Annotated in this window: 10 protein-coding genes; 7 read left to right on the forward strand and 3 right to left on the reverse strand. The window is 44.9% G+C overall.

The genetic code is table 11. The features are described 5' to 3' along the window. Positions 1-4: 4 nt before the first annotated feature. The 7 genes from ACOJR9_RS03495 (at position 5) to ACOJR9_RS03525 (ending at position 7,936) form a co-directional block, all read left to right on the forward strand. Entirely contained in the window at positions 5-2,755 is a 2,751-nt protein-coding gene (locus ACOJR9_RS03495; RefSeq protein ID WP_420935004.1) for a TonB-dependent receptor domain-containing protein, read from the forward strand. 140 nt (positions 2,756-2,895) lie between these two features. After that, entirely contained in the window at positions 2,896-3,654 is a 759-nt protein-coding gene (locus ACOJR9_RS03500; RefSeq protein ID WP_420935005.1) for a DUF3450 domain-containing protein, read from the forward strand. 13 nt (positions 3,655-3,667) lie between these two features. After that, positions 3,668-5,032, forward strand: coding sequence for a MotA/TolQ/ExbB proton channel family protein (locus ACOJR9_RS03505; RefSeq protein ID WP_420935006.1), 1,365 nt, complete (start codon positions 3,668-3,670; stop codon positions 5,030-5,032). Between the two features lie 2 nt (positions 5,033-5,034). Further along, positions 5,035-5,553, forward strand: coding sequence for a MotA/TolQ/ExbB proton channel family protein (locus ACOJR9_RS03510; RefSeq protein ID WP_420935007.1), 519 nt, complete (start codon positions 5,035-5,037; stop codon positions 5,551-5,553). A gap of 31 nt (positions 5,554-5,584) precedes the next feature. Continuing rightward, the gene (locus ACOJR9_RS03515) at positions 5,585-5,992 is read left to right on the forward strand and encodes an ExbD/TolR family protein (protein ID WP_420935008.1); all 408 of its coding nucleotides are present in this window, start codon (positions 5,585-5,587) and stop codon (positions 5,990-5,992) included. A gap of 3 nt (positions 5,993-5,995) precedes the next feature. Continuing rightward, entirely contained in the window at positions 5,996-6,604 is a 609-nt protein-coding gene (locus ACOJR9_RS03520) for an energy transducer TonB (protein WP_420935009.1), read from the forward strand. A 9-nt stretch (positions 6,605-6,613) separates the two neighbouring features. Continuing rightward, positions 6,614-7,936, forward strand: coding sequence for a tetratricopeptide repeat protein (locus ACOJR9_RS03525; RefSeq protein WP_420935010.1), 1,323 nt, complete (start codon positions 6,614-6,616; stop codon positions 7,934-7,936). 114 nt (positions 7,937-8,050) lie between these two features. Here ACOJR9_RS03525 and ACOJR9_RS03530 read toward each other — a convergent pair whose 3' ends face one another. The 3 genes from ACOJR9_RS03530 to ACOJR9_RS03540 are packed head-to-tail and all read right to left on the reverse strand — an operon-like array spanning position 8,051 to position 12,883. Further along, positions 8,051-9,145: a response regulator gene (locus ACOJR9_RS03530; RefSeq protein WP_420935011.1), complete on the reverse strand. Its 1,095-nt coding sequence runs from the start codon at positions 9,143-9,145 to the stop codon at positions 8,051-8,053. Continuing rightward, entirely contained in the window at positions 9,135-11,714 is a 2,580-nt protein-coding gene (locus ACOJR9_RS03535; RefSeq protein ID WP_420935012.1) for an ATP-binding protein, read from the reverse strand. The genes ACOJR9_RS03530 and ACOJR9_RS03535 overlap by 11 nt, the downstream gene beginning before the upstream one ends. Next, positions 11,711-12,883, reverse strand: coding sequence for an FIST signal transduction protein (locus ACOJR9_RS03540; RefSeq protein WP_420935013.1), 1,173 nt, complete (start codon positions 12,881-12,883; stop codon positions 11,711-11,713). Before ACOJR9_RS03540 ends, ACOJR9_RS03535 begins: the two co-directional genes overlap by 4 nt. Positions 12,884-13,006: the final 123 nt, after the last annotated feature.

Here is a 13,006-nt window from a genome sequence, read left to right on the forward strand (position 1 = left end):
AATAATGAGTGATATTTCCCGCTTTTTATCGAGGCCGTCTCGCCTTGGTATGGCAGTTTGCGCCGCCTTAGCGTTTGGCACAACCGCACCGTCTCTTGCACTAGCTCAGGAAGCTGAAGCATCTGAAGACGAAGTTATAGAAGAAGTTGTAGCAACGGCTTCGCGCCTCAAAGGCACCGCTACTGCTGTGATGCAAGAGCGTAAAAACCAAGCGTTTGTTGCCGATATCCTGGGTGCTGAGCAGATAGCCCGTACGGGTGATGGCGATGCTGGTGCTGCACTTCGACGTGTGACAGGTTTGACGCTGGTAGATGGCAAATTCATTTACATTCGCGGTTTAGGTGAGCGATATTCAAGCACACAGCTAAACGGGATGTACGTGCCAAGCCCCGACCCCACAAGGTCAGTAGTACCTCTCGATCTATTTCCTTCGGATATAATCGAAAGCTTAAGTGTACAGAAATCATTTTCTCCTGACATGCCTGCACACTTTGGTGGTGGTAACGTTGATATTCGTACCAAATCAATCCCATCGGAGTTTATATTCAGGCTCTCTGGTGGTTTTGGTACCAATACAAATAACTTTGACGATGGCTTTTTTTACGACGGTGGAAGCGATGATTGGACTGGGCGTGATGATGGAACTCGCGCGCTACCAACAAGCATTAGCAGCCGTCTAGATGCTGCGCAGTCAAGCGCTGGTATTGAAGGAAGCTTGTCGTTTCCTGTAACTTTAGAAGACCGTCAGCAAATGCTGTCCGACATCAACTGGGATATTGGTCCGGACCAAATCAGTGTTGATCCCGATACCACAGCCCGTGCAACATTAGGTAATTCCTATGAGACTGAATACGGCAAGTTTGGCTTTCTGTCATCGGTTTTCTATCGCAATGAATGGAATGTAAAGGATCAAACTATCGGTGCCAATATGGGAACCGTTGGGTGTTCTGAGTTACCCGAGGAACAAGTGAGCGGAACCAAGTGTTTTGCACAGTTCTTTGACGGCGTGCAGACTGAGCAAGCAGTCACGTGGAGTGGCATGCTCAACTTCGGTTATGAATATAGCAATAACCATAGGTTCTCGTTAAATAACGTGTTGCTTCATGATATGAGCGACCGTTTGAGACAGCGTGATTTTACCGACGTAAACGAAACTGTTGCCGGTGTAAGAGAATTCGAGCGCGTAGATATTGTCTATGAAGAACGTCGCATGTCTTCAACACAGTTGAAAGGCGAACATACCTTCCCTGAGTATAACTTTGCCACGTTTGACTGGTACGTGGGTACTAGCCGTGCACGTCGATACTCACCTGGTAACCTCGACTTAATTTTTGAGCTGAGCATTGAAGACGGAAACGTCGTACAAAAACAGCTACAAAACGTATCGGCTACCAGTGTCAATCTTGAATGGCAGGATCTTAGAGATGTTGCTGATAACTGGGGTTGGGCGGGAAGTTATCCGTTTACCGTTGGAAGTGCTGAAATCGATCTTAAAGCGGGTGCCGACTTTTACAATAAAGGACGCAAAGCAGCAAACATTCCCATTGAGGTGACTCATCGCTCATTAGACCAAGAGTTATCGCGGGGTGATAGAATTGACGAGATATTTTCCCCGGAGCGCATTAATAATCCAGACTTCTACCGCAGCGGTTCAGGCCAGGGGCTGTTTTTGTCTGGTATGGCTGATGGCGACGACTATTCTGCAGGTATGAAGCTAGATGCTTATTATCTTATGGCAGACGCGTTTATCGATCAGAAATGGCGTATCAGTGGTGGTTTCCGTTACGAGGATTTTCGTCAGGTTTCTGTTCCATTTACTGCACATTCGAATCAGTTTTCCGAGTCTGTTGAAGATTTAATCGACTTTACTTTCCAAGAAGATGATTTTTTCCCAGCGCTGGGTTTAACCTACATTCTTGACGATGAAATGCAGCTCCGTTTCAACATCAGCCAATCTGCGATCCGTCCAGATATGCGTGATGTAAGTTCGAGTTTCTTTATCGATCCGATAACGCAGTTCTTAGTCCGTGGTTCGCCTTTGTTACAAAGCTCGAAGCTGGACAACGCCGATTTACGTTGGGAGTGGTATCGAGACGGCGGTGATAACTTATCTGTAGCATTGTTCTACAAAGATATCACTAACCCTATCGAACTCATCGAGTTAGGAACAGTCGGTGGAGCAGCACCTAACTTGCTTACAGCGAATGCGCAACAGGGTGAGTTGTACGGTGTTGAAGTTGATTTTCTTCAAGGCTTAAATGTGATTGGAGAGACGTTTGATAACTTCTTCTTATCTGGAAACTTTACGCTGTCAGATTCCAACGTGACTATTGGTGCGATTGATGACGACGAAATTACGTTGTTTGAAAGCCAAGTACTTGACGCGCTAGACGCAACAAGCGCGTCTAACATTGTTACCAACAATGAGCGTCGCTTAGTGGGTCACAGTGAGTGGGTTGTGAATTTACAACTTGGATGGGATTCTGATAACGGTGAACACACGGCGACACTTGCGTATAACGCGTTTGGTCCGCGAATTATCGTTCCGGGCACACGTGGCAACGCAGATGCTGAGGAAGAAACCTTCCACTCGTTGGATCTAACTTACACGTACTTCCCAGATTTTAACTCTCAAATACGCTTGGCAGTGCGAAATATATTTGACGAGCAAAAGGAAGTATTGCAAGAAAATCTACCAATATTTCGCCAGCAAGAGGGCGTTGACGTAAGTGTGCGATACACCTACGAGTTCTAATATTTCTGAAGGGGCGCAAGCCCCTTTTTTATGACACTTACATTCTTTTGTAATAAAACTGTCACGGAAAACTCCTATCCTACCCGCTGATTTTATAGTCGGAAATCTCCGATCTCTTTTAATTTGAAAGGTTTGAACGTATGAAGCTTATCAACGCCTTACTTGTTGCAGGTGTGCTTACAGCAACATCAGTGCATGCACAAGACGATGAAGTCTTAAAACCCGTTGTCGATGAGGCAGCGAAAATAAACGAATCTGCGGCAAAATCGCAGGAAAAGATAAACGGAATCACCGATCAAATTGACAGCAAACTTCAACAGTTCAAAACGTTAATGAAAGAAATCGAAGGCCTAGAGGTTTATAACACTCAGCTTCGTAAGCAAATTAACAGTCAAAACCAAGAAATGGATGATTTGAATGCAGCAATCGATGAAGTGTCTGTGGTTGAGCGTCAAATCACGCCTTTGATGATGCGCATGATTGATGGTCTGTCGCAATTTATCGAGCTAGACATGCCGTTTCTTCCAGAAGAGCGCGCTAACCGCGTAGCTGATTTACGTGCCATGATGGACAGAGCGGATGTTGCGGCGTCTGAAAAATTCCGTCGTGTAATGGAAGCATTCCAAGTTGAAATGGACTACGGTCGCACGATGGAGTCGTACAGCGGCCTTCATTCAATTAGCGGTCAAGAACGTGACGTAGAGTTTTTACGACTTGGTCGCACTGCACTTATTTATCAAACACGCGACGCGAGCATGCAGGGCGTGTGGAACAAGCAAACCCGTCAGTGGGAAGAGCTTGATAGCAGCTACCGTACACAAATCACAAAAGGTCTGCGCATGGCGAAGAAACAGCTTGCCCCAGACTTGCTAATGCTGCCAGTAGCAATTACAGACTAAGAGGTTGATGAGAATGTTTAATACAGTAAAACGTATCGCTGTTGGTCTAGTAGCCCTTAGTATCAGCGCTGGTGCAATGGCACAAAGCGACCGTGCAATGGACCTAGATGCCCTGCTAAAGCAGCTTGAAGAAGGCCAATTTGCACAATCACAACAAAACAAACAGCGCGAGCGCGACTTCCAAGCGCAGCGTGCAGAGCAAGACCGCATTCTTCGCGAGACCCGTGAAAAGCGCGATCAAATGCTAGTGCAATCAGAGCAGCTTGAAACACAGTTCGAAGAAAACGAGTTTAAACTGGCTGACCTTAACGGAGCCTTAGACACGCGTCTTGGTTCACTGAAAGAGTTGTTCGGTGTATTACAGCAAGTTGCTGGCGACACTAAGAATAAATTCTATAACTCGGTTATTTCAGCGCAAATTCCGGGGCGTTCTGACTTTTTAGACAAGATGGCCCAGGACATGGGCTCAAGCTCGAAGCTAGCATCAATTGAAGAAATTGAGCGCGTATGGTTCGAAATGCAGCGTGAAATGACGGAGTCGGGCAAAGTAACTACCTTCACAACTGACGTTGTTGAAGCCGGTGGCGAAAAAGTGAACAAGCCAGTGGTTCGTGTAGGTCCATTTGCCTTGGTATCAGACGGTAAATACCTAGATTACAACGGAGTGACTGGCACCGTATCTGAGCTAACCCGTCAGCCAGCTGACCGTTACAACGATTCAGCGGCAGAGCTTCAAGCATCAAGTGGCGAACTAGTGCAGTTTGGTATTGACCCAACCGGTGGTTCTATCCTTGGTCTTCTTGTTCAAGCGCCTAACATGAAAGAGCGTGTTGAACAGGGTGGCGTAGTTGGCTACATCATTCTCATTGTTGGTGCATTTGGTCTTTTACTCGCCATAGAGCGCCTTGTATCTCTTTCTCTTATTCGCATGAAAGTGAACAAGCAACTTAAGAGCAAGGAAGTAAAAACCAACAACCCTCTTGGTCGTGTGCTTAAAGTACGTGACGATCACCCTAACGCCGATGTTGAAGCGTTAGAGCTTCACCTAACTGAAGCCATTTTGGGCGAAGTGCCTAAGCTAGGTCGCAACCTAACTATCATTAAGATTATCTCTGTTGTTGCACCGCTTATGGGTCTACTCGGAACGGTAACCGGTATGATTAATACCTTCCAGGCAATCACCTTGTTTGGTACAGGTGACCCGAAACTAATGGCTGGTGGTATTTCAACAGCGCTTGTAACAACTGTACTTGGTTTGGTAGTAGCCATTCCGATGACATTACTTTACGCGATGCTTAATACACGTTCTAAAAACATCGTGTACATTCTTCAAGAACAAGCATCTGGCGTTATCGCAGAGCGTTCTGAGCGAGGCTAATTATGATCGAGTTTCTAGAAGCAATTCGCGATTTTACAGAAACGGGTGGCCAGGTTCTCCTGGTCATCGGTCTACTGATATTCGTTATGTGGCTTTTGATCCTCGAGCGTGCAATGTATCTGTTGGTTTGGCACAAGCAAGCAAAAAAAGAGGCGGTCGCAGTGTGGAAAGCACGTAGCGATCGTGCCTCGTGGTTTGCTGAGCAAGTTCGTCAGAAAACGATTTCACAGTTAACTATACGGCTAAACGGCAGTATCCCGATTATTCAGGCACTCGTAGCGCTTTGTCCGCTGTTGGGTTTGATGGGTACGGTAACCGGTATGATAGAAGTATTCGACGTTATGGCTATTTCTGGTTCGGGTAATGCTCGTTCTATGGCCTCAGGCGTATCGAAAGCGACCATTCCTACTATGGCAGGAATGGTTGGGGCACTGTCTGGTGTCTTCGCGGCTACCTGGTTAAATCGTATGGTGAAATCTGAACGCACGCATCTTGAGGATGCATTGATTATTCAACGTTAATGCCCCTTCGCATTAAGGTAAGGTATTTATTATGAAGCAGCACTTTCAAAATTTGATCGATGAAGAAGAAGCAACCATCGACATGACGCCCATGCTGGACGTCGTATTTATTATGTTGATTTTCTTTATCGTGACGGCATCGTTTGTGAAAGAAGCCGGTATCGATGTGAATCGCCCAGAAGCAGCGACCGCTGTTAAAAAGGATCGCGCGAATATCCTTATCGCTATTTCAGACAAAGGTGAAATTTGGATCAACAAACGCCGAATCGATGTTCGTGCCGTTCAGGCCAACATCGAGCGTTTGCACGCAGAAAATCCTCAGGGCACGGTTGTGATTCAGGCTGATAAAGAATCGACAACGGAAACGCTGATAAAGGTGATGGACGCCTCGCGTGCGGCAGGTGTATTTGATGTTTCGATTGCAGCGCAAGAGCAATAAATCATGCCACGATATATAATCGCATTTGTAATTTCCCTTGCGATCACGTTAGGCCTGTTCTTCTTGATGCAGTCATTGATCAAGATGGGTGGTAGCGCACTAACTGAGCCGCCGCAGGGAAGCGTGCTTGATTTCGTAAGAGTTAAGCAGGATGAGCAGGTTGAGAAAAAAGATCGCAAGCCCAAAAAGCCACCGAAGCCTGAGCAGCCGCCGCCACAGATGCAGCAGCCTCAAATGGATTCGCCTTCGCCTGATGCAGAAGGTACGTCGATGGATTTTGGTGCTGAAGTAGGCGACGAAATATCACTAGATGGCGGCTTAGCCCTTGAATCTGGGGATGGGGAATACTTGCCAATCGTTAAGGTTGCGCCGGTTTACCCAAGACGTGCGCTTCAGCGCGGTATCGAAGGATTTGTGATTGTTGAGTTTACCGTTACGAAACAGGGAGCGGTGCGCGACCCAATCGTAATCGAAGCCAATCCAGAAGGGTTGTTCGAGCAAGCGGCAATAGATGCGGCAATGAAGTTTAAATACAAGCCGCGAGTAGTCAATGGTGAGCCTACAGAAGTGTCCGGTATTCAAAACCGTATTACGTTCCAAATTGACGGGTAGTAGAACAAGATGAGAAAACAGACGAATAAATTGTTTAGCGCTATCGCGTTTACTATCGCCTCAGCGACTGTTTCTATTCCAGGTTTACTACTGGCAACCGAAGCAGTAGCTCAAGAACAGAAGGCTAGTGAGAAAAAAACGCGTCGTGTTCCAACGCTAAGAGGCAAAGTGTACGAGCAGCTGGCGCGCGCGCAGGCTGCAGCGGATGAGTCGGGTGATGTGGAAGAGGCTCTTGCTATATTAGGAGAGGTTGAGGAAAAAAGTTATTCAATGAACGCCTATGAAAAGGCCATGATGTATAACTTTTATGGCTTCATCTACTACAACGATGAAGACTACGACAAAGCGCTTGAGTCATTCGCTAAAGTCGTTGAGCAACAGCCAATCCCAGAAAAGTTTGAGATGACGACACTTTTCAGTCTTGCCCAGCTTAACCTTATGCAGGGTAATTTTGATGAGACTATTAAGTATCTTGAGCGCTGGGAGTCGTTGAATACGGGCCCAATACCACCTAAAAATAAGGTGATCAAAGCACAGGCTTATTACCAAAGTCAGCAGTATGAGTTAGCTGCAGATTGGATTTCACAGGCGATAGCCGACCATGAAGCCGAAGGCATGCTGCCCGATGAGGGCTGGCTAATTCTTCAGCGGGCCGTATTTTATGAGCTAAAGCAGCCTAAAAAGGTAAAAGATGTTTTGGTAAAAATGGTCAAGTTGTTTGACGAGCCAAAGTATTGGATCCAGTTAGCAGGCATGTACGGCGAACTTGGCGAAGAGCGAAAGCAGCTAGCCATGATGGAAACCGCCTACCAACGAGGCTTCATAGAATCTTCGGCAGATATCTTTAATCTTGCGCAGCTTTACTACTACCATCGTGCACCTTACAAAGGCGCCAAGCTGATGGAGCAAGCGATGAACGAAGGTGTATTGGAAAAGAATCTTCGTAACCTCAAATTCTTAGGTCAAAGTTGGTCGTTAGCAAAAGAGCAAGATAAAGCTATACCTGTCATGATGCAGGCGGCAAATCTTGCTGACGATGGCGAGCTTGACGCACAACTTGCTCAAATTCTCTTGAATGAAGAGCGTTGGGACGATGCTATCGACGCAGTTGATAGAGCAATTGAAAAGGGTGATCTAAGAAATCCCGGCCTTGTTTATTTGGTAAAAGGCATGGCGTTGTTCAACAAAAAACAATACGCACTTGCGTTAAATGAACTTGCAGAAGCTGAAAAACATCAGAAGAGCCGCGCTATGGCTCAGCAATGGAAGTCATTCGTGCAGGGCGAAAAAAATCAGGCAGAGAGAATTGCTGAAGAGTTAGGTACTAGCTAGAGGGGGTGAGCTGGACAGTTCGAAGTGGCTGTAGCTAATCGCTTAATATATAACGCTTAAAGGCCTCAAAACAGAGAGTGTTTTGTGGCCTTTCGTTTTGTAACGGCAACGTATTTAGCATTGCTCGTCAGGTAAAAAGCCTGTGACTGATGGCAGCATGCCACGCGCTTCAAGGCGGTTCCAATACGCTTTGGTTTTGAGTAATTCCTCTTGTATATTTATAAACACGTCTACCAAGCTGGGGTCGAAGTGTTTACCCGACTCTTTGAGAATATAGTCAAACGCCTCTTTATTACCCCACGCCTTTTTGTAGGGACGTTTCATGGTAAGTGCATCAAATACGTCAGCAATGGCCACTATTCTTGCACTTTCTGGTATGTCTGTTTGCTTAAGTCCATTCGGGTAGCCTGAGCCGTCCCATTTTTCATGGTGGCACAACGCAATCTCAGCAGCCATATCAAACAGTGGGGTTTTACTTTGCGACAGTATTTTATGACCTATTTCAGCATGGGTTTTCATGATGCTCATTTCATCATCGTTTAGCTTTCTGGGGGCTTTTAAAATATTATCGGGAATGCCTATCTTTCCCGTATCATGCATAGGTGCAGCCTGAGAAAGAAGGCATGCACTGTCATAGTCCCAGCCACTCGCTAGCGCTACACATTTACTGTAAGCGGCCATTCGCCATATGTGATGCCCTGTGTCGTTATCGTTGTAATGTCCTGCAGCGGCAAGCATAGTGATAGCGCTTTGCTGACTGAGTTGTAGGTCAGCGGTACGTTGTTTTACTAGCGCTTCGGTTGTACGCATTTGATGTGCGAGAGAGATATGAGTCTTTACTCTGGCTAGGGTGATACTGGGCGAAACAGGTTTAGTGATATAGTCGATAGCGCCTAAAGCAAAGCCTTTCTCTTCATCAGTCGCTTGAATCAGTGCTGTGACAAAAATCACGGGTATGTCTGATAATCGTCTATCAGCTTTTAGCCTTTGGCACACCTCAAAACCATCCATTTCGGGCATCATGACATCAAGTAGAATAAGATCAGGGGGGTATTTTTGAACAATTTTTAGTGCAATCTTGCCTGATGGAGCCACTTTTATATCGTAAAAAGGGGTCAATATCCCGCTAAGTAAATCGATATTGGCAGGCTCGTCGTCAACCACGAGCACGCTAAATTGCTTTTTAGGTATCTGCAAATTACTTCTCATTACTCAGTATTTCCACTAGTTCATTTGAAAACTCAAGTGCTCGCTCAAAATCGTACACAGAGCAACGGTGTCGTATGTTTTCGATATAATCGAGATACTCACTCTTGCTAAATGCTCTGCGTATATCTTCAATTTGTGTTATTGCTTGTGCATCAAAAGATTCCAACAACAGGACAAGTTCTCGCATACTCTCAATCAGTGGCTGTTTTACTTCTTCTGATGATGTGAGCGCCTGAACAGGTAGCCCAACTTCAATAGTATGGACTATAAGGCGAAGGGTTGCGTCAAGATGTTGAGATAGGGCGACAACGGCATGCCTAATACCCTCTTTAGTATCAAAGTGTTTATTCAGTAACTCAATTAAGAAATGATGCAGTGAGAAAGCACCGATTTGCTTTGTATCATCTAGTATTTTGCGTATAAACGGTGTGCTCTCCAAAATGGTGTTTTCTGAACTATCAGCAATATCGAGTAACGCCGTTATTATGGAAGGGTGTTTATAGGCATTATAAAAACTACTTAATGAGTGTAAAAAGACATTATCAGCGGGCGGTGTTTTAATCTCCTTGTAACCTGAGTGGATATGTTTATCTATGGTATGGATAATTAAATCTGCAATAGCGGGCTTTACAAGATATTGGCACATTCCAGATTCGAGAGCTTCTTCTTTTTTCGCTACAGACTCATCGCTACTCAGCGCGATAATAGGAGTGGACCAACCATCCTTAATGGAAAGCTTATTGGCAACCTGTTGCCCCGACATATCGGGTAAGTGACAATCGAGGAGTATGGCGTCGAAGGTATTCACATCGCACATAGCGAGCGCCTGTTGGCCGTTTAATGCAGAGGTTACCTTTATACCGATATTTCGAAGTATTTGCTGACTTATCTCAATGCTTATCGTGTCATCGTCAACAATAAGAACGCGTTTGTTTGTCAGCCTTTTTTTGCGCCACTTATTGGTCTCTAGACCGTCGTGATTAAGATTTATCTTGGGATCATTTGATGGAGAAAGGGTTGCTAAGAGGTCTAAATCGGTAAAGGGAAGTTCAATAACATCGAGGTGCTCAACATTGGCATTTCTTAGTTTATTCAATACGTTAACTTTGCTCCGAGAACTTATCACCGTGCTCAAGTTAAGATTGTCGAATTCACCCATACGCAATTGAGTCATGAAGCGTTGCCACGCTTTATTGTCGTCGGGTAAAAAAATCGCTGATGCATCGGCATTATCTGGAAGCGTATCTTGACTGCTGTCTATAATCTCACACTCTATGTGCAAGCGATGCAGCGTCTGTTTTAAAATATCGCATCCTTGCGCAACAGTTGGACAACTTTTGATACATAGTACTTTCTTAGGAGAAGCCGCTTTTGCGTCTGGGTTTGAAATGGACTTAGGTGCTATGTCCGGAGAAAGGGGGAGAGTCATAGCTTCTTTGATAATCGGTAACGAAAAATAGAACTCACTGCCTTTTCCTGCCTCGCTTGTAAAATTAAGCTGGCCGCCCATATGTTCAACAAGGCTTTTACAGATAGTAAGCCCTAATCCTGTTCCTCCAAATTGTCGCGAAATAGAGGTGTCGGCCTGCACAAAGGCGTCAAACAATTTAGCCTTATTGTTATCGCTAATCCCCATGCCGCTATCAGCAACGCTGAAAAATACATTTTCGGCTTGTGCTGATATGGTCATAATAATAGTGCCTGTGGAGGTGAATTTCACCGCATTGCTAAGCAAGTTGAGCAACACTTGATAAATTTTTTCACTATCCCCTCTAAATAACCACTGCGGATCTATGCGTATATCAAACAGCAATTGAAGGCGCTTTTCGCTTGCCTTTACCTGGAACACATGTGCCAATTTTTCTATGGTGTCAGTCAGTGAAAAAGTGTCATTGACAACGTCAATTTTGCCCGCTTCTACTTTTGATAAATCTAAAATATTGTTGATAAGGTCGAGTAGATAGGCCGCATTCTTTTTTACCTTTTCTAGGTAAGTCTGTTTGTGCTCAGCATCGTCAGTATCGAGCGCTAAATGAGTGAGACCAATAACGGCATTCATCGGCGTTCTTATTTCATGGCTGATGGTAGCTAAAAATTCACTTTTCGCCTTATTCGCACTCTCAGCATCGGCCAGTGCGCGTTGTACCTTCCTCTCGACCGCTTTTTGTTCATTTATCAGTTCAAGCATCATTTCTGATAGCGTAGAAATATTGGTAAGGTTACCCTTAATATGAGGCTTGTTCTGATCGACTAATAATAAGTTTACAGAAGAGCACAGTGTATCTACCACTTTCTGTTGAACCGCTAGCTCATTGCGTATTTGTTCGTTTGCTGCAAAAAGTTCTTTAGAACTGAGTTCCAAACTTCGCTCGCGCAGCGTGATATCTCGCTCGTGAAATTGATAGGAGTCGTCAACCCGCTTGATAAGGCGTTTTAACCCCTGTTGAAAAGCATGCTGGGACATTTCACTCGTTTTCGTGTCATCTAGAGAAGACAGCCATTCGTCAAACTCTTTGGCGTTTTTCAATCCAAATGCTTTTTTCAGTTGCCGAGTGAGTAATGAGTTCAAGAGGTTACTTCCTGAATTAGCGTCATCGACATGGTTTGATTATAAAGCTTGCTATCAGACTGATTATTGAAAGGGCAAATTTCGCCGTAGGAGTAAAAACCTGCGATGCAGGTGTTCGCCGGTAAATGTTCTTGCACACATTCCAGTTCTTCTTCGACCCGATCGCCCATTACTAACTTTCTGCCCACGCAGCTTGTTACTAACGCGACGCTTTGTGCTAGTTGCGAATTTGAGGTTGCAAAGGCGTTAATCGCCGCTAATTGCGCACCATCAATCAGATTGTCGGTAGAGGCGTGCATAAGCCTGACATACTGTTTCTCGGCAACATCTCCTGCAAGTATTAAACTTCCGTCTTCTTCATTAATGCCAAGTATGGTACGGATAAGCCCAGTACCTTTTTGATCTTCGCCGATAACCTCTAATGGAAACAGCAGGCCATTAGCAGGTAAGTCTGAGGCATAGTCACCAAGATATTCTTTGTAGATGGATAGTGCTGGCACATTGTCCAACTCGAAGAGTACATTTTCTTTGGCTTTAGTTACGCTGCGAGAAGGGCCAAAAGAGCGCCATCCCCCAGATGCGCCATAGCCAAAGGATAAGCTGCCGCCATAAAAGCATACCGCAACAATAATATCTTCACGTAAACCTTCAGGACTAATAATGAACGTTTTTTCGAAAGATGCGTTATCGCCAGCAAGACCTCCGCTAATTTTTATATCAGATGCAAGTGAACGTGCGAGCCCGTGAATAAGTGCAGAACCATTAATGGCGAGGCCAGGCGCCAGAACGTAAACGCCTTTCAAACCTGATGGCTTAATTTGTTGTCCGAGCTTTTCTCCTGTATCGAAGGAATTTTGCATACTTGTTAGCGTAGCAGTGTGAATTTTTACTGAACTACCGTGTTCAAACTTCATCGCTATCATAACGATAGTGTCGTTTGAAACTTGGTCGGAATTAATTTCCCCTGCCGTACTACACCCCACAATGTTAGCTGTAATATGGCTCAGTTCGCCTAACAGATCGTCGAAGCATCTCGTAGAGCTTGAGTTGGCTTTGAAAAATACCGGTGCGGCATAAATGATGATCAAGGAAGGATTAAACGCTTCTAGCGCGGTCAGTTGAGCAATTGTTTCTTCAAATGATTCAAAGGTAAGCGACATGGAGAGCATAGGTAGGGTTCTATTATATTATCTATAAGTTATTTATAGTGACAAATACTAAGCGCATCAACTTATTAGGGCTTATTCTTAGTTTTTAATGCTATCTATTTAATGCGTGTCTACTTTCGGTTG

Origin of the sequence: Alteromonas ulvae (genome assembly GCF_048987005.1) — a bacterium.
Taxonomy (GTDB): Bacteria; Pseudomonadota; Gammaproteobacteria; order Enterobacterales; family Alteromonadaceae; genus Alteromonas.